At 49.6% G+C, this 25,029-nt stretch carries 24 protein-coding genes, 2 tRNA genes and 1 other annotated feature; of the genes, 10 read left to right on the top strand and 16 right to left on the bottom strand.

Annotated elements, in window-relative coordinates:
* Positions 1–15: 15 nt before the first annotated feature.
* From H8730_RS06245 to H8730_RS06230, 4 genes are all read right to left on the bottom strand, one after another.
* Positions 16–906, bottom strand: a complete 891-nt coding sequence (locus H8730_RS06245; RefSeq protein ID WP_177720335.1) for a carbohydrate ABC transporter permease — start codon at positions 904–906, stop codon at positions 16–18.
* A gap of 12 nt (positions 907–918) precedes the next feature.
* A complete protein-coding gene (locus H8730_RS06240) occupies positions 919–1,872 on the bottom strand; it encodes an ABC transporter permease (protein ID WP_249289576.1) in 954 nt (317 codons plus the stop codon).
* Between the two features lie 274 nt (positions 1,873–2,146).
* Positions 2,147–4,309, bottom strand: a complete 2,163-nt coding sequence (locus H8730_RS06235; RefSeq protein ID WP_177717537.1) for a glycoside hydrolase family 3 C-terminal domain-containing protein — start codon at positions 4,307–4,309, stop codon at positions 2,147–2,149.
* An 80-nt stretch (positions 4,310–4,389) separates the two neighbouring features.
* A tRNA-Val gene (locus H8730_RS06230) sits at positions 4,390–4,463 on the bottom strand.
* Positions 4,464–4,741: 278 nt separating this feature from the next.
* On the opposite strand from H8730_RS06230, the gene H8730_RS06225 reads away from it, so the two are divergent.
* The 4 genes from H8730_RS06225 (at position 4,742) to H8730_RS06210 (ending at position 7,277) form a co-directional block, all read left to right on the top strand.
* Positions 4,742–5,086 carry a PadR family transcriptional regulator gene (locus H8730_RS06225; protein WP_177717536.1) on the top strand — a complete coding sequence of 115 codons (345 nt, stop codon included), beginning with the start codon at positions 4,742–4,744 and terminating at the stop codon, positions 5,084–5,086.
* Between the two features lie 67 nt (positions 5,087–5,153).
* Positions 5,154–5,828, top strand: a complete 675-nt coding sequence (locus H8730_RS06220; protein ID WP_177717535.1) for a hypothetical protein — start codon at positions 5,154–5,156, stop codon at positions 5,826–5,828.
* Positions 5,818–6,390, top strand: coding sequence for a DUF4825 domain-containing protein (locus H8730_RS06215; RefSeq protein WP_177717534.1), 573 nt, complete (start codon positions 5,818–5,820; stop codon positions 6,388–6,390). The genes H8730_RS06220 and H8730_RS06215 overlap by 11 nt, the downstream gene beginning before the upstream one ends.
* 113 nt (positions 6,391–6,503) lie before the next feature.
* Complete coding sequence (locus tag H8730_RS06210) at positions 6,504–7,277, top strand: NAD-dependent protein deacylase (protein WP_430385372.1); 774 nt, start codon at positions 6,504–6,506, stop codon at positions 7,275–7,277.
* On the opposite strand, the gene H8730_RS06205 is transcribed toward H8730_RS06210, so the two are convergent.
* The 4 genes from H8730_RS06205 to H8730_RS06190 form a co-directional block, all read right to left on the bottom strand.
* On the bottom strand, positions 7,244–8,161 hold the full coding sequence (locus H8730_RS06205) for an alpha/beta fold hydrolase (protein WP_177717530.1): 918 nt from the start codon (positions 8,159–8,161) through the stop codon (positions 7,244–7,246). The two genes, H8730_RS06210 and H8730_RS06205, sit on opposite strands and share 34 nt — an antisense overlap.
* Positions 8,158–9,195, bottom strand: a complete 1,038-nt coding sequence (locus tag H8730_RS06200) for an asparaginase (RefSeq protein WP_177717528.1) — start codon at positions 9,193–9,195, stop codon at positions 8,158–8,160. Before H8730_RS06200 ends, H8730_RS06205 begins: the two co-directional genes overlap by 4 nt.
* 98 nt (positions 9,196–9,293) lie before the next feature.
* Entirely contained in the window at positions 9,294–10,082 is a 789-nt protein-coding gene (locus H8730_RS06195; RefSeq protein WP_177717526.1) for an amidohydrolase family protein, read from the bottom strand.
* Between the two features lie 65 nt (positions 10,083–10,147).
* Complete coding sequence (locus tag H8730_RS06190) at positions 10,148–11,206, bottom strand: uroporphyrinogen decarboxylase family protein (RefSeq protein WP_177717524.1); 1,059 nt, start codon at positions 11,204–11,206, stop codon at positions 10,148–10,150.
* Positions 11,207–11,301: 95 nt separating this feature from the next.
* Here H8730_RS06190 and H8730_RS06185 point away from each other — a divergent pair, with 95 nt between their 5' ends.
* A complete protein-coding gene (locus H8730_RS06185) occupies positions 11,302–12,105 on the top strand; it encodes a helix-turn-helix domain-containing protein (RefSeq protein WP_177717522.1) in 804 nt (267 codons plus the stop codon).
* 79 nt (positions 12,106–12,184) lie between these two features.
* On the opposite strand, the gene H8730_RS06180 is transcribed toward H8730_RS06185, so the two are convergent.
* Together H8730_RS06180 and H8730_RS06175 are read right to left on the bottom strand one after the other, a co-directional pair.
* Positions 12,185–12,997, bottom strand: coding sequence for a DUF368 domain-containing protein (locus H8730_RS06180; protein ID WP_177717521.1), 813 nt, complete (start codon positions 12,995–12,997; stop codon positions 12,185–12,187).
* 47 nt (positions 12,998–13,044) lie between these two features.
* On the bottom strand, positions 13,045–13,956 hold the full coding sequence (locus H8730_RS06175; protein ID WP_177717519.1) for a helix-turn-helix domain-containing protein: 912 nt from the start codon (positions 13,954–13,956) through the stop codon (positions 13,045–13,047).
* Positions 13,957–14,128: 172 nt separating this feature from the next.
* On the opposite strand from H8730_RS06175, the gene H8730_RS06170 reads away from it, so the two are divergent.
* Together H8730_RS06170 and H8730_RS06165 are read left to right on the top strand one after the other, a co-directional pair.
* Positions 14,129–14,953 (top strand): TIM barrel protein, encoded by an 825-nt coding sequence (locus tag H8730_RS06170; protein WP_177717517.1) that lies wholly within the window; start codon positions 14,129–14,131, stop codon positions 14,951–14,953.
* Positions 14,943–15,626, top strand: coding sequence for a PHP-associated domain-containing protein (locus tag H8730_RS06165; protein ID WP_177717515.1), 684 nt, complete (start codon positions 14,943–14,945; stop codon positions 15,624–15,626). Before H8730_RS06170 ends, H8730_RS06165 begins: the two co-directional genes overlap by 11 nt.
* Before the next feature lie 73 nt (positions 15,627–15,699).
* Here the strand turns inward: H8730_RS06165 and H8730_RS06160 are convergent.
* The 3 genes from H8730_RS06160 to H8730_RS06150 all read right to left on the bottom strand — a co-directional run bounded on the left by H8730_RS06160 (position 15,700) and on the right by H8730_RS06150 (position 18,261).
* Positions 15,700–15,773: transfer RNA gene (locus tag H8730_RS06160), tRNA-Val, on the bottom strand.
* Between the two features lie 40 nt (positions 15,774–15,813).
* A complete protein-coding gene (locus H8730_RS06155) occupies positions 15,814–16,857 on the bottom strand; it encodes an aldo/keto reductase (protein WP_177717513.1) in 1,044 nt (347 codons plus the stop codon).
* Positions 16,858–16,869: 12 nt separating this feature from the next.
* On the bottom strand, positions 16,870–18,261 hold the full coding sequence (locus H8730_RS06150; RefSeq protein WP_177717511.1) for an MATE family efflux transporter: 1,392 nt from the start codon (positions 18,259–18,261) through the stop codon (positions 16,870–16,872).
* A 145-nt stretch (positions 18,262–18,406) separates the two neighbouring features.
* Positions 18,407–18,665 (top strand) — a binding site (T-box leader).
* Positions 18,666–18,775: 110 nt separating this feature from the next.
* Between H8730_RS06150 and tyrS the strand changes: the two genes are divergently transcribed.
* On the top strand, positions 18,776–20,029 hold the full coding sequence (gene tyrS / locus H8730_RS06145) for a tyrosine--tRNA ligase (RefSeq protein WP_177717509.1): 1,254 nt from the start codon (positions 18,776–18,778) through the stop codon (positions 20,027–20,029).
* Here tyrS and ybaK read toward each other — a convergent pair.
* Entirely contained in the window at positions 19,986–20,477 is a 492-nt protein-coding gene (gene ybaK / locus H8730_RS06140) for a Cys-tRNA(Pro) deacylase (protein ID WP_177717507.1), read from the bottom strand. The genes tyrS and ybaK overlap by 44 nt on opposite strands.
* 15 nt (positions 20,478–20,492) lie before the next feature.
* Positions 20,493–21,128 (bottom strand): thiamine phosphate synthase, encoded by a 636-nt coding sequence (gene thiE, locus H8730_RS06135; RefSeq protein ID WP_177717505.1) that lies wholly within the window; start codon positions 21,126–21,128, stop codon positions 20,493–20,495.
* A 205-nt stretch (positions 21,129–21,333) separates the two neighbouring features.
* Here thiE and H8730_RS06130 point away from each other — a divergent pair, with 205 nt between their 5' ends.
* On the top strand, positions 21,334–21,954 hold the full coding sequence (locus tag H8730_RS06130) for a hypothetical protein (protein WP_177717503.1): 621 nt from the start codon (positions 21,334–21,336) through the stop codon (positions 21,952–21,954).
* Between the two features lie 163 nt (positions 21,955–22,117).
* Positions 22,118–24,559 carry a cation-translocating P-type ATPase gene (locus H8730_RS06125; protein ID WP_177717501.1) on the top strand — a complete coding sequence of 814 codons (2,442 nt, stop codon included), beginning with the start codon at positions 22,118–22,120 and terminating at the stop codon, positions 24,557–24,559.
* 88 nt (positions 24,560–24,647) lie between these two features.
* Here the strand turns inward: H8730_RS06125 and H8730_RS06120 are convergent, their stop codons facing one another.
* On the bottom strand, positions 24,648–24,992 hold the full coding sequence (locus H8730_RS06120; RefSeq protein WP_177720086.1) for a cupin domain-containing protein: 345 nt from the start codon (positions 24,990–24,992) through the stop codon (positions 24,648–24,650).
* Between the last annotated feature and the right edge of the window lie 37 nt (positions 24,993–25,029).

Raw genomic sequence — 25,029 nt, 5'->3', positions numbered from 1 at the left:
CTCAGCGCAGGTTGATTACCCTTTGATGGCGCCGACCATGACGCCCTTGACAAAGTATTTCTGTAAAAATGGATAGATCATAATAATCGGAGCCGACGCCACAACGATCAGCGCATACTTGATCGTCTCCGCCAAAACCTTGCGGTTGGCCAGAGAATCCACATCGGTCATCATATCTTCCGACATGGTATTTTGAATCAAGATGGAGCGCAATATCAGCTGTAACGGATACTTATCTTTATCACTTAAATAGATTAGTGCGTTGAAAAAGCTGTTCCAATGCCCCACTCCATAGAAGAGCACCAGCACGGCGATTACTGGTTTTGACAGCGGCAGTACGATTTTTAACAGGAGTTTTGTGCTGCTACATCCATCCACCACGGCCGCCTCATGCAGTCCCTCCGGAATACTGGTCTGAAAATAAGTCCGCATAATCACTGTATTCCACACGGAGACCGCTCCCGGCAGCACCATAGCCCATATGGTGTCCTGCATATGAAGCGTGTTGGAAATCAACAGATAGGTGGGAATCAACCCGCCGCTGAAAAACATGGTGATGGCCATCATGAGGGTAAAAAACCCGCGGCCCACAAAATCCTTCCGGGACAAGGGATAGGCGGCCAGTATCGTCATGACAATATTGATGGCCGTTCCAAGGATGGTATACAGGATGGTGTTGCGGTATCCCGTTACAATTGATTCATCCCGAAACACCATCTTGTATGCCTCCACATTGATCTTTTTGGGAAGCAGAAAGACTTTTCCCGCCAATACCTCCAGCGGGTCGCTAAAGGAGGCGATTATGATAAAATACAGAGGGTACAATACGATAATCAGGATGAGGACCAGCAGGATTATATTGACGGAATCAAATATACGGTCATCTTTACTCTTTCTAGCGATCATAGCCTTCCCCCCTTAAAACAAGCTGCTCTGATTCAGCTTTTTGGTTATGGTATTCACTGTGAGCAGCATGATAAAGTTGATCACAGAGTTAAATAACCCGACGGCTGTGGAAAAGGAGTATTCCCGATTGATCAAGCCGACCTTGTAAACATACGTTGAAATAACCTCCGCGTGGGATCGATTCAAATCGTTCATGAGCAAGAAAACCTTCTCAAATCCCACATTCATCAGGGAGCCACAGTTCATAATCAGCATAATACAGATCGTCGGAAGAATCCCCGGGAGATTGATATGCCAGATTCGCCGCAACCTGGAGGCTCCATCGATGACTGCCGCCTCATGTAATTCCGGGTCGATCCCCGCCAGGGCTGACAAATAGATGATAGAGCCCCAGCCTGCCGATTGCCATACGCCTGAAAGAACATAGATCGTTTTAAAGTATCGCCCTTCATACATGAAATTGATGGACTCTGCGCCGAAAAACTTTCGCATCTGATTGAAAACTCCTGTCTCCGGCGCGAGAAACAAAAGAATCATTCCCGCCATGACCACAACCGATATAAAGTATGGAGCATAGGTCACGGTCTGGACGAGCTTTTTAAAATGCTTGTTGCGCACCTCATTGAGCATCAAGGCTAGAATGATGGGGACTGGAAAACCAACAAGCAGGGAGTACACACTGATGCTGATGGTATTCCACACGATCTCTTTAAAATATGTACCGTTGAAAAAGCGGATAAAATGCTCAACCCCTGCCCAAGGGCTCCCCCAAATTCCTAGTACACCGGAAAAATTCTTAAATGCGATCTGAATTCCGTACATAGGAACATAGTGAAAAACAATGAAAAACAGGAAAACTGGCAAAATCATCAAGTACAATTCCCAATTTCGGCTGATTCTATGCCATGCAAAGTTCCCATGTCGATTCCTCGTCCGCTGCTGTCTTAGCTCTGCCGTCTTTAACACCTGTCCCTTCCTCCATCCCATTCGAAACTTAAGTATAAAATTATTATACAATATATGAAACTTAATTTCAAGCCTAAAATAAAAAAAATTCCGATTTTTATAGTATTTTATGGAATTATTTTTCAAACCATCTCGATGAAAATGAAAAGACCAGGGAATAGCTGCCTTCTAGGCGACTATGTCCCTGGTCTCTCTCTGTCCTATGGGAAAGTCCGCCGGGAGGCGGACCTTGATCCGAAGGAACCGAAGGTTCTTTACTTTCTGATACCTCACACTACCGAAGCACTATCTCATAGCGCACCGGTTCTATACCTGTCAGGTCCCGTGTCCTGTTGTCCGGCTGTCCGCCACTTAGATACACCGTATACTGGCCGCTCTCCACGACGCGGCTTCCATCCTCCTCCACGGATCGGAGTTCATGGGCGGTCAATGTGAAGGTAAGCCGTTTGGTCTCCCCCGCAGCCATGTGCACCCTTGTAAATCCTTTTAAACTCCACTTTGGCGACAGCCGCGCGTTCTGAATGGTATGGGAGAGATAGAGCTGCACACATTCATCGGAATCTCTGGCGCCCGTATTGGTGACATCGACACAGACCGTCACCGGTTCGTCTTTCCTATAGACTAGCTGCTGGTCCGGCACAGCGTCATAGCGGAATGTTGTATACGTCAGTCCATACCCAAAGGGGTACAGCGCCTCCTGGGCCATATAGCGGTATGTCCGCCCTTCCATGGAATACTCTGTGAATTCGGGCAATTCCTCTGCTGTGCGGTAAAATGTAACCGGGAGCCTGCCAGCCGGACTGAACTCTCCAAATAGCAGTCTGGCAACAGCATCGCCGCCCCTGGCTCCCGGATACCAGGCTTCCACAATAGCCGAAAGATGATCCTGTGCCCAATTCACCGCCAGGGCACTTCCATTGAGAAGCACTAGGACAATGGGCTTGCCCTTAGCCGCTTTCCAGACGGACTCCATGAGGCGCTGCTGTAATCCGGGGAGCTCAAGATCCGGCTTATCACCGCTACCGTAGGTGTTGGACTCATGCATCTCCTCCCCCTCCAAGCTTGCATCCAATCCAAGGCACAGGACAATGGCATCTGCCTTCTCCGCGGCGATGACGGCCTCCGTTATCCCATCGCCATCAAACTCGGATTCGCCAAACTCGCGATCTCGCCACAGATGGCAGCCCTTTGCATAGAGGACCCGGCAGTTCTCCTGGTCAACATACTTCTGAATTCCTTCCAGAACTGTTGTATACTGGGATGCATCTCCATAATAATTTCCCTTAAGCGCCTCACGGCTATCCGCATTAGGACCGATAACCGCGATGGTCCCTATGGAGGTGGCTGTAAAAGGAAGCGCCCCGTCATTTTTTAGGAGGACCATAGATTTCTCCGCCGCTTCGAGGTTGAGGGACTGATGTTCCACACAGTCATTTTTCTCATATGGGATCGCGGTGTACGGAACTTGGGAAGGGGTATCGAACATTCCCAGCTTCATTCGTGTCATGAACAACCTTGACAACGCCTTATCAAGCGTCTCCTCCGTAATCCGTCCTTCCTGGTAGGCAACCTGCAAATGCAGATACACACTGCCGCAGTTTACGTCACATCCTGCGTTTAAGGCAAGCGCCGCAGATTCCGGCGCGGTGGCCGTCACATGGTGATGTTGGTGAAAGTCCATGATCGCCCAGCAATCGGACACAAAATGCCCCTGAAATCCCCATGTATCTCGGAGTATGTCTTGAATCAGCACAGGGCTGCCGCAGCATGGCTGCCCGTTAGTCCGGTTATAGGCTCCCATGACAGCTTCCACATTTCCCTCTGTCACACAATCCTCAAAGGCTGGCAGGTATGTCTCCCACAGGTCCTTGGCCGATACTTCCGCGTCAAATTCGTGCCGTAGAGCCTCCGGCCCACTGTGTACAGCGTAATGCTTAGCGCAGGCGGCGGCTTTTAAATATTTTGGATCCTCCCCCTGAATCCCCTTAACAAATGCAACGCCCATGCGCCCTGTCAGATAGGGATCCTCCCCGTAGGTCTCATGTCCTCGTCCCCACCTGGGATCGCGGAAAATATTGACATTGGGAGACCAGAAGGTAAGACCTTTGTAGATGCCCCGATCCCCATGCTTCTCATATTCATGATATTTCGCTCTGGCCTCCGTGGATATGGCATCCGCCACCCGATGCACAAGGCCATCATCGAAGGTTGCCGCCAGTCCTATGGCCTGGGCGAACATGGTCGCCACGCCGGACCGCGCCACGCCGTGCAGCGCTTCGTTCCACCAGTTGTACGCGGGGATTCCCAGCCGGTCGATGGCCGGCGACCGGAATGTCATCTGAGAGAATTTTTCTTCCAAGGTCATCTTAGACAGTAGCTCCTGCACCCGCTCCTGAAAAGGCCGGTCAGCCTCATATATCTCGCGGTCTTGTTCCATCTCTATACCTCCCATTTTTTTGTGCTCGTGCACAAATTTGTTATAAAAAAACCGGAAGATCTCCTCCTCCGGAATTTATATGGGAATAACTGGGCTCGAACCAGCGACCTCCACGATGTCAACGTGGCACTCTAACCAACTGAGCTATATTCCCTCTCAAACAGTGCCTTTATATTATAATATAGAAACTTGTCTTTGTAAAGAGAAAATTTTGATTTTTGAAAAATTTTTCCTGGATGCTATTTCTTGCTGACGATTCACGGGATACCCGCTGACAGGCGCAAGCACCTCCTCCACAAATATTTAATAGCGCTTGATTTCAGATGAATGTCAAGTCTTATATATTATTTTTAAAATAGTACATTGACATACATAGTACTTTGTTATATAATGCATTCATACCAAATGATCTCGGAAAGGGGGGAATGCTATATGGGTAAATCGGAATCCGTGTCGGCCGACTCCATTCGAGGCCATATTGACACCATACTCCTGCGAATTCTGGACAATCACGATAGCTATGGATATGAACTCATCAAGCGAGTGTCACAAAAAAGCGATGGCCGCTACGAATTAAAAGAACCCTCTCTGTACACCAGTCTCCGCAGGCTGGAGGGACAGCAATGCATCGAATCTTACTGGGGCGATGAAAGCCAGGGAGGACGGCGAAAATATTACCGCATCACCCCTGTCGGCCGTTCCCTGCTGCAGGCAAACCTCGCCGCTTGGAACAAGGCCCGTGATCTCATTGAGGATCTGTTGAAAGAGGAAACTTAAGTTGCCCAATATAATTTATTTCACTGCTGAAACATTTGCCGCATGGCGGCTGTCTGGAGGTAACCATATGGATTCTTTAGAACGCTATATCAACCAATTATTTGCCCGATACCCGAAAACCCAGGCCAATCTGGAGGCTCAAGATGAAATTCTTTCAAATTTGCGCGCTCGGATCGCAGATGATCTCTCTCATGGGCTTTCCGAAAAAGAGGCCATTGCGAATGCAAAAAATAGCATTCCCTCTCTAGATTTTCTTGATTCGAAACAGCGGCTGACCGTATCGACCCGCGCTTTCGCCCTCAACATCTTGCAGCATGTCCTGTTATGTCTATCAGTGGCCTGGATTGTGACCCTTCCCTTCCGCATGTTCCATACTTCTGGACGTATACTCAATACCGCCTATCTTCTAATGATTATCGCAGCGGGGATTCTCTATTTTCTGGCTCGCTTACTATCTCCATCGACGGTTACGCGGGTATCCCTCCGCTCCCTTCAAAAGGCATCCCGCTGGGTTTGGATTCTCTTTGCCCTGTTTTTTCTCCTTGATCTGGCCCTGGTGACAGGCATCCGCTTTGGCAGCAACCTGTGGTTTTCTCGCCCTATCCACATCAATGGCCCCTATCAATTTGCACTTCTGGCTGCGGACTATTTTTTGCCAGCGACCTTTCTATGGATTCCGCTCGCTGTCCAACATGTAGGCAAGGCAACCCTGGAAGCGGAGGTACAAGGCGATGAGGCATAAAAAAGATATCAGCATTGCGATTTTACTTGTGATCGGTTTGCTGATCCTCCTTGGAATCGAGTGTGTATACCGGCCGGCGCAGGAGCAACGCCAGCAGGAATATGAAACAAGACAGCGGGATCCCCTCACCCATGATCTGTCCTCGATACAACAGTATAAATCTCTTTATATGGGAGATGCGGCCAACACCATTCATCTATTTGGTAATCTCCCGCTGCAAGATCTCCCGTCCAGCTATGAAAACGATCCTGAGTCTCTAACATTCCAGATCAACTACAATGTTTCCCTAGCTTCTCTCTCAGAGCAGCTCGTCATGCGCTCTCTCATCTACAACTCCGCCGCCGCTTTTGGTCTCATCGACAATCTAGAGGGGCTTCGCTATCGCTTTCTCGACAAAGAATTTAGCGTCAGCCGGGCCGACTTCTCCCAGTATTTTGAACAGCCCTTGTCTGAGTTGGTCCAAACTCCCTCCCTATGGGAGTCAGCCGTCAAGGAGCCCTTGCAGGATGACAACGTTGTCATCGCTTTGATCGAGGCCTGTTTTCATAAAACGTCCCGATAGGAGCTTTGTTTGCCCTTACGAGTCGAAATCAAAGCTTGACAGCGCCGCAAGGGTTACCTGCGGCATCCATAGATTAGGGCTTGCGCCTTGCAATCTGATTTGAAAGGAAGTCTATCGCAGTGAAGGATTCAGTACAGCAACTATACAATGGACTGCTGACATGCAAAAAAGCCGTCTTCTTTGGCGGCGCAGGGGTCTCCACAGAAAGCGGCATTCCGGATTTTCGAAGTGAGTCCGGGATCTATCGAACAGTACAGGAGTACGGGGTACCTCCGGAGGAGATTCTGTCCCATACCTTTTTTGTCAAGCACCCCGATATTTTTTATCAATATTATCGGAACTATATGCTCCACCCCTCCGCCGTTCCCAATGCTGCCCACAGAGGATTGGCGTTCTTAGAGCGTCAAGGTGTTTTGACCGCTGTGATCACCCAGAACATCGACGGGCTGCATCAGAGGGCCGGCAGCCGAAAGGTGTTGGAATTGCATGGATCCATCCATCGCAACTACTGTATGGACTGCCATCAATCCTTTGGACTTGACATCATTCTCCGAGGCGACCCCCTCCCCCGCTGTACGAGATGCGGCGGATTGATCAAGCCCGACGTAGTGCTCTATGAAGAAGCGCTCGATGAAACCGTTCTCTCACAGAGTATCTCCCAGATTCAGGAGGCGGATCTGATGATTGTAGGTGGAACCTCGCTCAATGTATACCCGGCAGCCGGCCTCCTCCGATATTTTCACGGGGATGTGGGCCTCGTTCTGATCAACAGGGATGAAACTCCTTTAGACGGGAGAGCGGATTTGGTGATCCACCATAAAATCGGCGAAGTCTTTCAGCGGCTGTTGGACTTCTATCCCTCCAGCCAATCCACCACATCGGAGTAGATATCCAGGCGGTTGGTTTCATTCAAAAGTTCATGGCGGCCCTGTTCGTATAGGCGTATGGTCAAATCCACCACGCCTTCTTTTTTTAACCGTCGAAATACCTGTTTTACACCGCTACCGTACTGACCGACGGGATCCATGTCGCCGCTGATAAGCAGAATGGGCAGATCTCTGGGCACCGATGCATACCATCGACTCGACGAAACATACCGCAACATGGACAGCAGATTCTCAAACCCATTGGCCGTAAAGACGAAATTGCAATACGGATCCTGAATGTACCGGTCCACGATGGTCTCCTCCCTCGTCAGCCAGTCAAAGGATGTCCGCTTTTTGGGATACCGGCTGTTGTAGGACTGAAACATCAAGTCGTTCAGAAATCGGCTGCGGTAGTGATCTCCTTTTACGCGCGCCAACATCTTTGCCATGAGTACCCCCAGCGCTGCAAAGGGATTGCTGCCGCTCGTTCCACATAGAATCGCACCGTCCAGCGCATCCCCATAACGGACGAGGTAGGCACGTGCCACAAAGGATCCCATACTGTGTCCCAAGAGATAGTATGGGAGGTACGGATATTTCTTTTTCATGTGGACGGTCAGGCGGTGCAGATCCTCCACAAGACATGACCACCCGTTTTCACTGGCGAAATATCCGAGTTCTTCCTTTGAAGCGGCGGACCCGCCATGTCCGAGGTGATCGTTTCCACAGACCAAAAAGCCTTTGTCCGCCATGTATTCCATGAACCCTTCATAGCGGGTCAGATACTCGCACATTCCGTGGGATATCTGGAGAATTGCTCTCGGACTCTCTTCCGGGCTATATACATAGTAGCGAATCCGATCTCGTCCGTTGCTGCTGGCAAACGTGCCTGTACGTTTCTTCATGTTGCGCCCTCCTTCTCTTCCTGCTGGCAGTTCACTCCTTGATACAGCATATCGTGATTGATTGTGGCGTTGAAAAGCCGGCGCACCTCTTTCGGGTCACTGCTTTGTCCAAGCGCCCACATCAGTTTCGTAACCGTAGACTCCAGCGTCATATCGTAGGATTCCATCAGCCTAAATTGTTTTTTCGCCATGTGGCCCACTTGATACACGCTCATATCGCTGCCCTCGTGCAATACTTGGGTTGTCATCACGACGATCTTGCCGTCTTGAACCAGCCGATCTAGCGCGCTTGCGAAATTGTATTCCGTATCCCATGGAATTCCACCTACGCCGTAGCTCTCAATGATCACACCGTCAAAGCTCTCAGACAGGCAGCAGAAAATATGGGGATCCATTCCTGGTATCAGCTTGATGACGATAACGTTTGGATTCAGTGTCTGATAAAAAATAGGCTGCGAATTCGGCGGTGGGTCTTGGATATATTGAATGATTCGATCCTCCTGAATCACCGCCAGGTCCGGAAAGTTGATGCTGGAAAAGGCATTGTTACTTTTGGTTCGCATCTTTCTGGCCCTCGTCCCGCAGATCACCTTTCCATCGAATACGATGACAACCCCGTGGGCTTGGGGGCATGACGCATATCGAAAGCTGTCCTGCAGGTTGGTCTTTGCATCCGTAATCTCCATATCGATGGGTTTCTGGGCTCCTGTTATGACAATAGGCTTTGCGCTGTTCTGGATCAGATAGGATAGCGCCGCACTGGTATACGCCATGGTATCCGTCCCATGGCACAGGACAAAGCCGTCATAGTCCTCGTACCGGTCGCGGATGGTCCTCGCCATGAGAAGCCAGTGATCCGGGCGAAGGTTGGTGCTGTCAAGATTGAGAATCTGTAGGGTATCCACTGAACAAAAGGAGCGGATTGCCGGCACGTAACGGAGGATCTCCTTCGACGTCAACAAGGGCACCAATCCTGTCTTTGTCCTCTTGCAGGCAATGGTGCCCCCCGTCGCAATCATCAGGATTCTTCTCATAGCGATCCTCCGTTTTGGATACTTTCGTATTTATAACAGTATACCACAGGGGATTGGAAAATTCAAGGAACCACGCTCAACAAAACACCGCTAGGAATCTATTTCCTAGCGGGAATTTTCAGGAGCTCAGCGCCATTTCGATATAGAATCTTTTCCTTCACACTGTCCGACAAGCCCAGCCTATCCAGCAGTTGAAATTCGCGCTCTGGAAGGGATACGGGATAGTCGGTACCGAACAGGATCCGATCCTCCCCATGTCTTTCGATAATGTTTCGGCTCAGAGCCGGATCTAAAGCCCAGAGTGCGCTGGAGGTGTCCAGCCACAGATTCTCCCGCCCACATAGAGTCAGCGCATCATCCCAGCGCGTGTATCCCCCGAGATGGGCACCGATTACCTTTAATCGCGGGAAACGATCCATTACCTTAGCAAGGCGTTGCGGCATAGAATATTCATATCGGGCGTCTCCGAGATGGACCATCAGCGGGGCCTCCACTTGGGACAGGTAATCATAGGCGGAGTCTAGACGAGGGTCATCAATGACATACTCCTGCATATCCGGATGGATCTTAGCTCCACGGCATCCTTCTGCTAAAAATCGCGCAATCTCTCCTGCATTATCCTCATAAGCAGCGTGGATGGTGCCAAATCCAATGAGCTCGTCATCCAATACGCTCAACAGCCAATTGTTGATGGACTGTACCAAGTCTGGCCGCACAGCAACGCCCAGCACAACGGTGTAGGTAACGCCCGCTTCGCGCTCCACCTGTTTTAGATGTGCGATGGTGCCCTTCCCATACATGGGTAGGGCATAAAAATCCCCTATATATTGTACCCCTTTATCCGCAATTTTATCCGGATATGCGTGAGTATGGAAATCGATGATCATCGTCGGTCCTCCCTGTCAATATGTCGAAACATATTATACAGCGGATCCTTCCACTTGTAAAGTCCCTATCGCTTTCCAAGGATTTTGCAATATTCGTCGTAGTAAAGGCAGCTGTCAACCGGTGTGTTTGCTGGAATATGGTTTCCGACTGCCATGATGAAGCCAGGATATTTCTTCCCGATGTCCATGCAGCGTTTCACTTCCCGGTAGATGGCATCCTTATCTCCTTCCAATAAAATACGCGTGTCTGCGTTTCCAATAAAAGAGTGGGTCTTGCCATACTTTTCCGCGATATAGGCCATGTCCGTGCTGGGTTCCATGACAAAGCAATCCACCCCCACTTCGGCTATGTCGTCGATAAATTCTGAGTAGTTGCCATCTGAGGTGTAGACAAGAATCTTGCCTGCATCCTTCAAAAGACGAAAGAGCCTTTTATAATTAGGAAAGATGTAGGTTCGATACCACTCAGGCGCGAGAAATGCCCCCTCCGTCCAGACGATATCGTCATGTATCATCACCGTTGGGACATTGGAGGCTGCCAGCGCGCGGAAAAAATGTTCAACCCACATGCTATAGCGATTCATCAAATGCCCAAATTGTTTCGGATCGCTTCCACAGCAGGTGAGAAGCATATCCCAGCCAAAGATCTCAATCAGACCAGACATGCCGGTTATATAGATCCCTGTCGTGGCCACGGTATCAGGATGGCTCCTCTGAACCGCTTCATAGTTCTCTTCAAACTGACGGATCATGTCCTTCTGGGGAACGACTGGCAGCGTCTCGAAGGGATCGAAGCGAAGCGCTTCCTCTTCGTCGTCAAATAGATAATGAATGTTATCATTTCGGTCGCTTCCGCCCTCCGCATACTCCGCGTGGCCCATGGAACTGCAATATGGTCCGAGATAGCTGTTGTGGACTAAAATGTTCCAAGTAAAGCAGAAATCCCAAGCCCGCATAAATTCTTGGCGGGCTCTCGTCCACTGTTCTGGCGTCGGATTATGGGATAGGTCAATCCCAGTTACCCTCTCGATCAGCTTAGAATGGCCCAACACCGAATATTCTGTTCTCGAAACATGGTCGGTCATCTCCAGCCGAAGCGCCGCCATACCATTTTCAAATGACATTTCCTTTCCTCCTTGCATCACTGCTTACTCTATGGTAAGATTAACACACAAAATGAAAAAGTCCATGCAGTAAAAAGGATTAAATATGTGAAATTATGGATTCTAAAATCAATTCCTTTTTGACGATTTACAATAATCTCTCCTTAACGCTGTACGTATGTCAGCGTTACTCTGGTGGCTCGGAGTGGTATCATCCCCATGTGTACTCCTCCTTTACAAGACTGTATTTTATGATGGATGGAGAATCGAGTATTCAAAATCAACAGGGGCGTGTGATTCTCCGCCCTGGCTATGTGTACCTAATTCCTCCCTTCACGACAAATACGTATCAATGTACGACGCGCTTAGATAAATGGTATGTCCATTGTAACGCTGAAGTTTATTCCAGCTACAATCTCTTCGCTGGAAGCAACTCCATTCTGTCACGCCCTTTTCGTCCAGCGGAGGCCACATCGTATTTCCGCGCAGTCCAAACAGGCCAGGTCCAGGATACCGTTGCCTTGACCGCTTACCTGTACAAAACCGTGGCGTCTTTTTTGCAACTGTTACCGGAGGTAGATTTTCAGACATTGCGGAGTTTGGAAAAGTATAAAGAGATGCACCGGTATATCAGGGATCATGTCAGCGCCGCGTTAACACCTAAGGCGGTCGCCACCTATATGGGATGTAAGGAAAATACCCTGTATAAGCATTACAAAGCTGACACAGGGTTCACCGTAAAGCAGACCATCGACCGGCAACTGATCGCAAAAGCTCAGATGCTATTGGACACAACGGCGCTAAGTATCCGGATGATCTCTGACGAGCTAGAATTTTGTGATGAATTCTATTTCTCCAACTTCTTTCACCGGCTGACCGGCATGCGGCCGGCCGCTTACCGCAAACGCTCTCTCTTTTAGGATAAATAAGGCCTTGTAAGTCAGTCCTCCCACTGATTTCAAGGCCTCTTCTTATGCAAACCCGATGTCGGCATACTTTCTAAGCGTCTTCTTTTTCAAGGCGAATAATAAAGGTGATCAAGATGACTCCCAGCACCAGCATAATGGCTGATAGGGGCAGCTCCCTCCCTTTGGGCACCCCTGGGAAGATTTCCACAATGGAGCCCAGGACAAAGCCCAATATCATGAGGTATGTCGGCCTTGGATGCTTCTGCATGAGAGATTCCAGAAGCTTGGTCGTCAGGATAACGCCGGCCGCCGTCCCTATCCCTAGTGGGATCAGATACCCAAAATTCAGAGTGCTAAACGCTTCCAACGTCAGATCATACAGTCCGAAAGTCAGCAGCATGAAGGATGTGCTGATACCTGGGAGGATCAGCGCCACCGCTGTGATGATCCCCGCAAAAAAAAGAAAAATATAGCTGCCAATCCCCCCCGCTGTAGCCAGATTGACAATGGTAACCGGTTGGAGCGTCATAAGAAATACAATCAGAAAGCCAAGAGGTAAAAAAAGTAAGTCCCACGACTTTCCCTGCTGACTTTTTGCCTTTTTTAATAGCACCGGAATACTTCCCAGCACAATCCCGAGAAATAAGTAGATCATAGGATCATGAAATACGTCCAGACTCCAGGAAATCAGCTTGCTGAATAAAAGTAGGCCCGTAGCGCCGCCGCATCCGAGAATTAACAAAAAGAGTAAGTTTTCTTTCCAACTTTTAAAAAATGAGCTGATGGAGTGGATTAAGCGGTCATACACACCTAAAATAATCGCCATTGTTCCACCGCTGACGCCGGGAACCAATGTGGCGATTCCGACCCCGATTCCTTTCAAAAATAAAATGAGTGCTTTCATCGCATTCTCCCTTCTATCAGGACATCTCCCAACATTCGATGATTATATCACAGATTCTGGAAAAAGTCGAAACTTTTTTCTCGCGAAAATTCTTCATTTTTCGCATTCTGCGGCTCCGCCATGGTCTTTCGATATTGTGCCGGGGAGACACCCGTGTATCGCTTAAACGTACTGGAAAAATAGGAGGAACTCTCAAAACCGGTCCGCTCTCCAATCTCCAGTATCGAACACGCCGTATCCTGCAATAACATCTGTGCGTGCTGAATCCGGACTCGATTTCGGTATTCGATGGGAGTTCTGCCGGTCAGTGTCTTAAAATTTTTGATAAACCGATATTTGCTTAGGCCCACAATATTGGCGTACTCCTCAACGGGACAGCTAGACTGATAGTCGTTATTGAGAAGCGCCAAAACTTGCGACCATCTCTCCTCTTTCTCCCAGGATGCATGGTGTCCCTCCCGGAGCAGACGTGCCGCACAGGTTAGCAGCTGCATAAGGTACCCGGCACAGATTTTGAAATAATAGAGTTTTTTCAGTTGTAGCTCCCGGAGAATCGACTCCCACAATTCAACGACCTGTGCATTTTTCCCGATGAAAAAAAGACCACTCTCCTGAAACCCCAGATCCTGTATAAACTGGCCAGCCTTCCGGCCACTGAAATGAAGCCAGTAGACTTCCGGACGGCTTAGGGGATCTTGAAAATATTGTTGCGGATCGCCCAGCTTATAATAGATCAGGGTTCCTTCCTTTGCAATCTGTTCCTGTCCTCGTATCCAAACATGGACACTGCCACTGGCCACATACAGAAAATGGTAGTCATCCCTTCCTCTGGGCCGCCGTGTCACGAAATGATGATCGGCGTCTTCCAAAAAGGAATACCCACAGCTGACAACATACAGTGTCTGATCAAAATCGGTGCTGTCGGGGTAATGTGGGTGTCCGCTTCGCTCTTTTATCATAAAACTTCTCCTCTGGCTAAATCCACGATTAGTATACCATAGCATTTTCTCCTTGTCGACAATATAATGAAAAGATGCGACAACTTTCTTTATTTACTTCTTGGGATCTACCCGCTATAATAGGGTAGTCATCGGTAAACATACCGTGACTATATTTAAAGGAGGTTGTATCGTGAAGATCAGTATGTGGTCATCTTTCTACCGTGATCTATCCCCGAAGGAGATGGTCCTTCGAATCCAGAAGAATGGCTGGACATATTCCGAATTGTCGGACGAACACGGCGCCATGCTTTTACAGATGGGCGACCCGAAAACCATGGGGCAAGAATTTAAAGCCTTTGCCGATTCCCACCAGGTCCAATTCCCTCAGGGGCATCTCTGGCTTGCCTGCCCTCTCTGCGCCCCTGACGAGGATATGGTGTTGCGCACCCTTGAATCCTGGCTGGATCTTTTTTATGCCGCTGGCGTCCGCCGTGCAGTCTTGCACTGCGATAGTGACTCCTTCCCTGAAGGCACATCCAAACAGACTATGCTTGAAACGAATGTTGACAGGGTTCGCAAATTGGCGAGGTATCTCAGCGGAACGGATATGATCCTTTGCCTGGAAAATCTTCTAAAAATAACGGATTCCGTTGATGAGTTGCTTCAGATCATACATGCTGTCGGCGGCCCCAACCTCGGAATCTGTCTGGATACAGGCCACCTCAACCTCGCTGGCCATGACCAGGCCGATTTTATCCACAAGGCCGCACCCTATTTAAAGGCGTTGCACATTGCGGATAATGATGGGAGCAGTGATCAGCATATCATGCCCTTTGGCCGAGGCAAAGTGGATTTTGTTAAGGTGGTAAAGTCTCTAGCACAAATTCAATACGATGGCGTATATAACTTTGAAATCGGCGGTGAAACCGGGTGTCCCCTCGCCATTCGTGATCTCAAGATGCACTATCTAAAGGCGGTCATGAAAGAGATGGAGGCGATGGTGGATGGCCTATAAATTCGATACCCATGTACACACATCGGAGACCAGCCCCTGCGGCAACCTGACAGCGGCTGATACGATTGCGCTATATAAAAAGGCCGGATACAGCGGACTGTGCATCACAGATCATTATTATCAAGACTACTTTGAGTCCCTGGAGGCCCAAAGCTGGACAGAACGGATGGATCAGTATCTGACTGGGTATCACTGTGCCAGGCAAGCCGGTGAGATGGCAGGGATGTCCGTGCTTCTCGGCGCGGAGCTGCGGCTCGAGGGTAGCAATAACGATTATCTGTTGTTCGGCGTAACAGAACAGTTTTTATATGACTTTCCAGAGCTTTATCGCTTCGATATGCCCCGCCTTCACTCACTGCTTCAGGAACATCACGTCCTGATCTATCAAGCTCATCCATACCGTTCGAATTTAACCCGGCAGGACCCACAGTATCTGGACGGAGTTGAAGTCGCCAACGGGAATCCACGCCACAATTCTCATAATGACCTGGCTTTAGCCTTTGCCAGAGAACATCATCTGCGAATGTCGGGCGGTTCCGATTGCCACGAAGTTGAGGATGTGGGCAACAGCGGTATTATGACAGAGAAGCCCATTACATCCCAGGAAGAATTGCTTCTGGCATTGCAAAATCAATCCTGCGAGATAATACAGCCGCCCTTTGATGTACACTGACAGTTGAATTGACTCTTTTATAGGACAAAAAAAGAGCGCACACCACATGCGCTCCTCCCCATCACGTTTCGAATAGGGATGACTGGGCTCGAACCAGCGACTTCTACGATGTGAACGTAGCGCTCTGACCAACTGAGCTACATCCCCGAACGGAATGACTATATAGTACCGCGAATCGAGGTATTTGTCAAGAGTGAATTTTAATTTTTTTGGACGTCCCCTTATCACGTCTTACCTGCGGCATTTGCGATCCGTTCTGATTATGTTGGGATGCCACATACAACCGCTGTATATCCCTTGGCTGCAAAATGAATTGACACGCCCTGAGAGAGTCGGCAAGCTGTTGACTCGTCCGACAGCCGACTATGGGAAAACAGGTAAATTTACTCTGTCCCAGAAGATATGCTAAGGCCAGGGTTCCCTCGGAGCTTCCGGCGTAATGCCGCTTCATCTCGCTGAGCATTTCGAATATGGCCATGTTGGCTGTATTGCCGTATTTACGCTGCAAGCCATCCGGCACTTTGTGTTCTACCAATTTCGTAAAATAACCACCGGCCTGTGAACTATAGGCGAATACCGGCAGCGCTGTTTTTTCGTGATACTCTCGGCTTGCCGTATTCATGGCCACAAGGGTTTGGTCTCCAATCTCATGGGGATTGACGGTGGCGAGACTGTACATCAGTTGGTCCGCGCAAAATCCCTGCATCCCATGGCTGCTAGCGAATGTGTTGGCAGCTTCCAGACGCGCTGCTGTCCAATTGGATGCTCCAAAATACCGTATCTTGCCTCGCTGAACAAAGTCGTTCATCATCAAGACGATCTCCTCCACTGGCCGGCTCGTATCATCGCGGTGCAACCAATACAGGTCGATGCGCGCCACTCCTAAATCCGTGAGACTTCCATCCAGATCCTCTTCCACTTCCCGGCGGCTCATACGCGGGGTCTCCATGGAACGCAAATCTGGGTGGGCCCCCTTGGTGCTGAGCAGCATTTGTCCTTCCAGCCTTCGATCCGCCAGCCACCGACCGATGAGCTTTTCACTGGGGCTGTGCATCCCGGAAACCCAATTTCCATATACCCTGGCAGTATCAACCATCGTTCCCCCCTGAGCATAAAACATATCCAGCAGTGCATACGCCGTGTCCTTGTCAATCGCCGTTCCAAAATCAGCAGTTCCAAGCACAATAGGTGCAATTTGTAAATTTGTCCCTTTGATGACCCGTTTGATCATGGGGATTCCTCCTTATCTTGTATTGCCGTCGTGCCCTGAAGATAGCACTGTGAGGGAGTGCCTTAGATAGATGACCGTAACAACAGCGGACAGCCCATCCGCCAATGGAAACGCCAGCCAGATTCCCCACATTCCCAATCCGCCAATCTGTGGCAGAATAAGCGCCAGCGGGATAAAGAAAAGGATCTGCCGGCTTGCCGTCAGGATAAAGGATGGGATCACACGCCCGATCGCTTGGAAGAATCCAGCTCCTACGATCTGGACAGCCGCAAAAAGGGACAGCACACACACAAGCCGCAAAGCATGGGCGCCGGCCGAAATCAGAACTGCGTCGTCATTAAACAGGCGGAAGATCCAGCCGGGGAACAGTTCAATCAAGGCCGTAAACACGCCCGCAAATGCCAATCCGGCCACAATGGATAGATGAAGTGCCTTCTTGACTCGGTCGTAAGCTCTGGCGCCGTAATTATACCCGACAATGGGCTGCATGCCCTGCACTAGCCCTTGAGTCGGCATGTAGAGAAAGGTTAGAATCCGATTGATGATCCCATATACCGATATGGCCGTGTCACCACCAAAGTCTTTGAGCATGTTATTCAAAACCAGCGCAACCAGGGAATTGGCAATCTGACGGATAAAGGAAGCAAATCCAACGCCAACGATTTCCCAGAGTGTTTTGACTTGTATCACAAAATGCCGCGGCCGCAAGTGATAGATACTTTTCCTCCGGATAAAATACTGTGCTAAATATAGCAGGCTGAAACCCTGAGACAGAATCGTTGCCAAAGCCGCCCCGCGTATCCCCATGCCGAGTGGAAACACAAAGAGAAAGTCTAAAAGAATGTTCAAGACAGCTCCGCCAATCATAGAAAACATGGCAGTGCGGGCATTTCCCTCAGAGCGGCATACGTTGTTGCCTACCAGGACCATAGGGTAATATAGCGTCCCAAGCAAGATGATCTGCATATACTCCCGCGCACTTCCCAACAACGTCTCTGTCGCTCCGAAAAAAACAAGAATCGGCTCTAAAAAAATCTGCCCCAGTATGCCCATCAGCAATCCACAGAGCAGCCCTGCGCTAAATGCCGTTCCAACGCAGTGACACGCCCGCTCCTCGTCTTTAGCGCCCAAATATCGGGAGGCCGCTGAGGCGCTTCCCACTCCAAGCATTAGACTGACGGCCATGACCGCCATCTGGATCGGGAAGGCTATCGTAAGCCCTCCGATGCCGTTGGTTCCAACGCCACGGCCGACAAAAATTGTATCCACAATATTATACAGCGCATTCACCGCCATGGAAAGAGTCGCAGGCACCGATAATTTAGTCAAAACCACACTGACTTTCTCATCCCGCAACATCGCGCTGCGCTCTTGATTCCGTGTCTGGGATGAATTGGGTTTCATATTTCAAATCCTCTCAATCTACATTTCTATGTTTCTATTCCTCAGTATACGGAAAAAGAGTCGGAAATACAAGCGAAAACTAAAAATAGTACTATTTTGTGAACCTCCCTTGACAATACAAAATCCCCGTGATACAATGGCCCCTATAAAGGCGATGAAAAGAAGAAGTAGATGTCCCTGTTTCTCCTCAGAGAGTTCCCGGTCGGTGCGAGGGGCGGAAGAAACCACATCGAAATACATCTCGGAGCTGCGGGCTGAACCGACCATGGTGTCGAAGTAGGTCTTTTGACGGAGTTGCGACCGTTATCTTCGCAGGGGTATACGCATAGCTGCCGTACCTACATGAGGCTCTCAGAATTTGGTGAGCGAAAAAAGGTGGTACCACGGAATGATCCGTCCTTTGTAAGACAACTGTCTTACAAAGGATTTTTTATTCTTCGGAAAGTCCGCCGTGAGGCGGATATAGATTAATTCATGCATGCCCCATCTATCGAATTCGAAAGGAGTTTTTTTCATGTTTTTACCTGTGAACGAACAAATGGAAATCATCACAAAAGGCGCGCTGGAGGTCATTCAAACGGAGGATCTGCAGGAGAAGTTGCGTGAGGGACGCCCACTGCGCATTAAGTTAGGGCTCGATCCCTCCGCCCCCGACCTTCACCTAGGACATGCCGTCGTCCTTCGCAAAATTCGCCAAATGCAGGAATTAGGTCATGAAGCGATTATTATTATCGGAGATTTTACCGGCGCTATCGGGGACCCGTCCGGAAAGTCGAAAACACGTCCTCAGCTAACCCGGGAACAGGTAGAGGCCAATGCCTTGACCTATCAACAGCAGCTCTACAAAATCCTAGACCGGGAAAAAACCACCGTTCTTTTTAACAGCTCCTGGCTGGGAGAAATGAATTTCCGTCAGGTTCTGGAGCTTGCTTCCCAGGTCACCGTCGCCCGTATTCTGGAGCGCGATGATTTTGCCAATCGATTCGCGAAGCAGCAACCCATTGGTCTTCATGAATTCTTTTATCCTTTGATGCAGGCCTGGGACTCCATCCAGATTCAAGCGGATATTGAATTGGGCGGTCAGGATCAGCGATTCAATATTTTGATGGGCCGCACTTTGCAGAAATCCATGGGTATGGAAAGCCAAGTCGCCCTGTTTATGCCCCTCTTAGTTGGATTGGATGGCGTCGAAAAGATGAGCAAGAGTTTAGGAAATTATGTCGGAATCACAGAAGATGCGAACACAATGTTCCAAAAGGTTATGAAAATCGGAGATGAACAGATCCTCTCCTACTACACGCTCTGCACCGACCTGCACCCGCGGGACATCCGCACTGTCCAATCTCGACTTGAGGAGGGCGAAAATCCAAGAGATGTTAAGATAGAGCTGGCCCATGAGATTACACGCCTCTATCACGATGCCTCCGCGGCGGACATGGCGCGCCAGGAGTTTATCCAAATTTTTCAAAAAAGGGCTGTCCCCGCCACACTTCCACTCTTTCCCGTCACCGGCGCTGTGCTGCGGGAGGGAGCCATTGATCTCACCAAAGTTTTGGTACAAGCGGGCCTCGCATCCAGCGGCAGTGAGGTTCGCAGGCTCGTCGCCCAAGCTGGCGTCAAAGCCGAGGGAATCATACTCCGCGATTTCCTGCTCTCCGCCCCACTTCCTGTTACAATTCAGGTCGGAAAGGCAAAGTACGTGAAACTCGTAAAGGATAAGGCCCTCAAAGACCCTCCTTCGTCAGAGGCGCGACACTTCCGCGGGTAAGCCGTATCAAGTCCTGGGGAGCCACTTCGATTTGATATCCGATTTTGCCCCCGCTGACAATGACAGTCTCAAGATTCTGACATGCGCAGTCAAAGCTGGTCGGGTACAATTTTTTCATTCCAATGGGGGAGCAGCCGCCCCGGATATATCCCGTTATCTCCAGAATTTCGCTGACGTGAATCATCGCAATGGACTTGACACCGGCGGCACGGGCGGCCGCCTTTAAATCCAGCTCCTTCGCCACGGGAATCACAAAGACATAGATACCGCCATGGGAGCTGCGCGTGATAAGGGTCTTAAATACTTGACCCGGATCCTGCCCCATTTTTTCTGCGACCGAGATACCGTCAATGGCTCCATCGTCGTGAGAATAGGTGTGCTCCCTGTAGGGAATCTTCTCCCGCTCCAAAATTCGCATCGCGTTGGTTTTGCTCATCGCTTTCGCCATCTGTCCATCCCCCTTTTATCGAACTCGAAAGGTGTCGGAAAGCTCTCGCAGCCGTTTTGCGGCTGTCCCTGGCTCAGAGCTGCGCATAATCGCGGAAACGACGGCAACCCCGTGAACACCACTGCCGCTCATCTGTAGAATATTGGATTCGTTGATTCCTCCGATGGCGACAACTGGAATTGTCACAGCCTTGCAGATAGCCTTTAGCGTATCATAGGACGTAGGCTGGGTTATCACTTTTGTTGTTGTTGGAAACATGGCCCCTGTCCCGAGATAATCTGCCCCCTGGCTCTCCGCCGCGATGGCCTGTTCCACCGTTTTTGCGCTCACTCCCAGGATTCGGTTGGGGCCTAGCAGCTGCCGCACCTTTGCCGCAGGCAAGTCCTGCTGCCCGACGTGAACCCCCGCCGCGTCCGCCGCCAGCGCAATGTCAGCGCGGTCATCCAGGATCAGTGGCACTCCATAGTAATCGGTTATCTTCTTGACCGCTACGGCCAATGTATAATATTCTTCGCTTGTCTTTTCCTTTTCCCGCAGCTGCACAAGTGTCACTCCATTTTGCAAAGCTGCCTCTAGAATAGACAAAAAGCGTTTTTCATCGCAGCCATCACTGTTGGTGACCAGATATAAGGATACATCAACAGATTTCATCGAAATCCTCCCCCTCGAATACCTTCTCAACATCTTTTCCAGTATAACAACAAACCCTGGCACTGTCAAGTTTTGGGGCCTGGCTGACACTTCATTCCATACGCCTTTACAGCTGTGTCGCTTTATTGTATTTTGAAATGAGCTGTGTTACAATATAAAGCAAAATAGTATTTTCGGCTTATGTTGACGAAGAAGGGAGACGCGTATGGAAAAAGAAATTTGTATCGAAGAATCCGGCAACGCCATGGAAAAACTAAAAGCCTGCAACCCTGAGTATTGTTTCCTTGGAATCACAGCAGATGGAGGAAAATGCCATTCTGTTCCGGCGCCCTGGGATAGCACCGTAGCCTGTATGAATATGAAACTGCCAGATGTCTTCCTCTCACCGGAGGACATCCGGGATCCGGAGATCCGCGAAATGCTAAAGCAGATCCAGGTCCGCTCGGTGTTTATCTTTGTCCCTCTGGAGGAGTATACCTTTCTTGCCGACTTCCCCGCGCTTTGCCAACTGTATATATTCTTTGGCAAAAATCTGAAAGATCTATCGTTCCTCGAAGGGAGAGATTCGGTATCTCAACTGTATATAGAAGATGCCGATCTGGAGGACATCAGCACTCTGGGCAGACTAAAAAAAGCGGGGCTGCAAGGAATGTGCTTTGGCCTGTACAATGCGTCCGTAAAAGATTTGTCGCCTCTGTTGGAATATAATGGGCATTTTACCGAAATCCAACTGTGTAAAATGCGGTGCGTAACGGATGAAATGAGGAGCCTTATGAAAAAGCTCCGCGTAGGGCGGTACTGTACGTTACAGGAGGCGGACCATTAGTTGACGTAAAAATAAGATAAACTTAATAAAATCACAACAAAAGCTTATGGTTCGCGCTTGTCATTTTTTTGAAAATAGGGTAGAATTAGAATAAGAAAAGATGCCGTCGATGTGTGACGTGCTACATAAATAGCGAAAGTTAAAAGTGGACGGGGTGTGTACAATGAGAAAAAAAAGTATATCTGATGATACGCAAGCACTATCCATACAGCGCATTCAGCCGGACCCGCGGGCTGGCCTGACAGACGCTCAAATACAAGAACGGGTGGAACACGGGTATACCAATTGTTCCGTGAATCCTCCTTCTAAATCTGTTGGGCAGATTATTCTTTCCAACGTCTTTACGTTTTTCAATCTGCTTTATTTTTTTCTGGCTGCTTGTATCCTGTTTGTGGGTTCTTATCAAAACCTTATGTTTATGGTGATCATTCTTGCCAACATGGGGATCGGAATCTTTCAGGAATTGAGGGCTAAGAAGACCATCGACAAGCTTACGCTTCTGTCGGCGCCAAAGGCCACCGTAATCCGCAATCATGAAGAACAGGAAGTTTCCACGGAGGATTTGGTGCTGGACGACATTGTGATATTTTCAGCTGGCAATCAGATCTGCGCGGATGCCATCGTCTTGGAGGGCGAAGTTCAAGTCAATGAATCCCTCATCACAGGGGAATCCAATGAGATTACGAAGCGCCAGGGGGACCCGCTTTTCTCCGGAAGCTTTATCATCTCCGGCAAATGCTGTGCGCAGCTCGATAAGGTCGGCGCGGAATCCTTCGCCGCAAAACTCACCATCGAGGCAAAGAAAGCGAAAAAGCGAAAAAAATCGGAAATGATGAAGTCTTTGACACGCTTGATTCAAATTATTGGAATCTTAATCATTCCCATCGGTGCGCTTCTCTTTTTTCAACAGTACCGGACACTGCAGCTGACCATGGAACAGTCGGTTGTCTCCACTGTCGCTGCGCTCCTCGGCATGATTCCGGAGGGCCTGTACCTGCTCACAAGCGTTGCACTCGCCGTCAGCGTGATCCGCCTTGCCCGCCATAAAACCCTCGTCCATGAGATGGGGTGTATTGAGACTCTGGCCCGCGTCGATGTTCTGTGCGTCGATAAGACCGGCACTATCACGGAACCTCAGATGCAGGTTGTTGACACGATCTCGCTGCAACCGGAACAGTATACAGATGGCGAGATTCAGAAGCTTTTGGGTGGATTTGTCTCTTCCATGGATGGGGACAATAGCACAATGCAGGCGCTAAAGGCCCACTTTCACATGCCCGCTTACCGCACCCCCACTCATATATCCCCCTTCTCCTCATCCCTCAAGTACAGCGGAGTCTCCTACGGGGATGCCTCCTATGTCATCGGCGCCCCCGAATTTATTCTCCACGGCTCATATGAGTCGCTTCGCCCTCAGATTGAGGACTACTCCTTACAGGGCAACCGCGTCCTGTTATTTGCCAAATATGAGGGGCCGCTGGACGGCGGACCACTGTGCCGCCCTGTGACGCCCATCGCTCTTGTTCTTCTGGCCAATCAAATCCGAAAGGAAGCGCCGGAGACCTTTCAATACTTCGCTCGGCAGGGCGTTGCCATCAAGGTTATCTCTGGAGATAATCCTCTCACGGTATCTCAGATTGCAACGCAGGCTGGAATCGACAATGCAGACCGATTTGTGGACGCCTCGACTCTGACGACGAAGGAGGCCATCTTCCAGGCTGCGGATCAGTACACAGTATTCGGCCGGGTTACGCCGGATCAAAAGCGCATGTTAGTCCAAGCCTTAAAAAAATCGGGTCATACCGTTGCCATGACGGGAGACGGGGTTAATGATGTATTAGCCTTGAAGGATGCGGACTGTAGCATTGCCATGGCGTCAGGGAGCGACGCGGCCTGCCATGTTTCCCAGTTGGTTCTTTTGGATTCCAACTTTGCATCGATGCCTCATGTCGTCATGGAAGGGCGTCGAGTCGTCAATAATATTGAGCGGGCGGCCTCCCTGTTCCTGGTCAAAAATATCTTCTCCTTCCTATTGGCGATCATCACCCTGTTTGCGGCTCTTCCCTATCCTGTCACTCCAGTCCAACTCTCCTTGGTCAGTTCCTTGACCATCGGGGTTCCCTCCTTCTTTTTAGCCCTGGAGCCAAATAAAAACATCGTCAAAGGTCATTTTCTGCGAAATGTATTGCATCGGGCTTTTCCAGCGGCATTGACAGATCTGTTTGTCGTGATCGGAGTTCTGCTCTTCTGGCTCGCCTTTGATTTTTCCGACAGCGAAATGTCAACGATCTGTGCCACCCTTATGGGAATCGTCGGCCTCCTCATGTTGTTTAAAGTGTGCACTCCCTTCAATATCAAGCGAAGGCTCATATGGGGGAGTATGGTCGCAGCCTTCATCCTGGCCAGCCTTCTCTTCAGCGACCTGTTTATGCTCACGCCTCTCAGTTTCGGCGGCTCCTTAATCCTGGTTGTCTTTGCGCTGCTGGCCTACCCCACTATGAAAAATATTACCTGGTGTATGGACAAGCTTGGGCTCGGGGTTCAATGGTGTCTTGACAAGTGTAAATTAATGATTCATCGGCTAAAGACAGAGCACTCTTCTTAATCGTGCAGAAGGGGCTCCTGCCCGCAATGGGGGTAGGAGCCCCTTCTGTCTGTCTACCTGTTGGAAACAATTCCGATTATTTTTCATCTCAATCAAAAATAATGAGCGCCATAAACACTAGATCGGTTTCCCCCGCATTCACCAATCCGTGACCACAGCCATCGGGAGTAAAGGTCGAATCGCCAGCTTTCACCGGGATCTCGACGCCATTGTCGTTGTACAAGCCGGTTCCCGACAGGATGTAATATGTCTCACTCTCCCCGTGATGCTCATGGTACCCCAGGGAACATTTAGGCTCAATGGTAACCTTCGCATACAATCCACATTTTCCGTTCAGTTCCTTCTCTCCGAGGATTCTTTCAATTAAAACATGCCCCTGTCCTCCATGCATCTTTTCAATCCGCTCTACATTGCGATCCCTTTCCTGTGTCATGGGTCTATCTCCCTTCTTGTCCTTCACTTATGCAAAC

This window comes from Bianquea renquensis (genome assembly GCF_014384895.1).
Taxonomy (GTDB): domain Bacteria; phylum Bacillota; class Clostridia; order Lachnospirales; family Bianqueaceae; genus Bianquea; species Bianquea renquensis.
This window is presented reverse-complemented; position numbering and strand designations above follow the sequence as displayed.

Bases quoted from the DNA above. Each gene is read 5' to 3' on its own strand.
- H8730_RS06245 (WP_177720335.1), bottom strand. From the start codon at position 906: ATGATCGCTAGAAAGAGTAAAGATGACCGTATATTTGATTCCGTCAAT.
- H8730_RS06235 (WP_177717537.1), bottom strand. From the start codon at position 4,309: ATGGAACAAGACCGCGAGATATATGAGGCTGACCGGCCTTTTCAGGAG.
- H8730_RS06225 (WP_177717536.1), top strand. From the start codon at position 4,742: ATGGGTAAATCGGAATCCGTGTCGGCCGACTCCATTCGAGGCCATATT.
- H8730_RS06220 (WP_177717535.1), top strand. From the start codon at position 5,154: ATGGATTCTTTAGAACGCTATATCAACCAATTATTTGCCCGATACCCG.
- H8730_RS06215 (WP_177717534.1), top strand. From the start codon at position 5,818: ATGAGGCATAAAAAAGATATCAGCATTGCGATTTTACTTGTGATCGGT.
- H8730_RS06205 (WP_177717530.1), bottom strand. From the start codon at position 8,161: ATGAAGAAACGTACAGGCACGTTTGCCAGCAGCAACGGACGAGATCGG.
- H8730_RS06200 (WP_177717528.1), bottom strand. From the start codon at position 9,195: ATGAGAAGAATCCTGATGATTGCGACGGGGGGCACCATTGCCTGCAAG.
- H8730_RS06195 (WP_177717526.1), bottom strand. From the start codon at position 10,082: ATGATCATCGATTTCCATACTCACGCATATCCGGATAAAATTGCGGAT.
- H8730_RS06190 (WP_177717524.1), bottom strand. From the start codon at position 11,206: ATGTCATTTGAAAATGGTATGGCGGCGCTTCGGCTGGAGATGACCGAC.
- H8730_RS06185 (WP_177717522.1), top strand. From the start codon at position 11,302: ATGGATTCTAAAATCAATTCCTTTTTGACGATTTACAATAATCTCTCC.
- H8730_RS06180 (WP_177717521.1), bottom strand. From the start codon at position 12,997: ATGAAAGCACTCATTTTATTTTTGAAAGGAATCGGGGTCGGAATCGCC.
- H8730_RS06175 (WP_177717519.1), bottom strand. From the start codon at position 13,956: ATGATAAAAGAGCGAAGCGGACACCCACATTACCCCGACAGCACCGAT.
- H8730_RS06165 (WP_177717515.1), top strand. From the start codon at position 14,943: ATGGCCTATAAATTCGATACCCATGTACACACATCGGAGACCAGCCCC.
- H8730_RS06155 (WP_177717513.1), bottom strand. From the start codon at position 16,857: ATGATCAAACGGGTCATCAAAGGGACAAATTTACAAATTGCACCTATT.
- H8730_RS06150 (WP_177717511.1), bottom strand. From the start codon at position 18,261: ATGAAACCCAATTCATCCCAGACACGGAATCAAGAGCGCAGCGCGATG.
- tyrS (WP_177717509.1), top strand. From the start codon at position 18,776: ATGTTTTTACCTGTGAACGAACAAATGGAAATCATCACAAAAGGCGCG.
- ybaK (WP_177717507.1), bottom strand. From the start codon at position 20,477: ATGGCGAAAGCGATGAGCAAAACCAACGCGATGCGAATTTTGGAGCGG.
- thiE (WP_177717505.1), bottom strand. From the start codon at position 21,128: ATGAAATCTGTTGATGTATCCTTATATCTGGTCACCAACAGTGATGGC.
- H8730_RS06130 (WP_177717503.1), top strand. From the start codon at position 21,334: ATGGAAAAAGAAATTTGTATCGAAGAATCCGGCAACGCCATGGAAAAA.
- H8730_RS06125 (WP_177717501.1), top strand. From the start codon at position 22,118: ATGAGAAAAAAAAGTATATCTGATGATACGCAAGCACTATCCATACAG.
- H8730_RS06120 (WP_177720086.1), bottom strand. From the start codon at position 24,992: ATGACACAGGAAAGGGATCGCAATGTAGAGCGGATTGAAAAGATGCAT.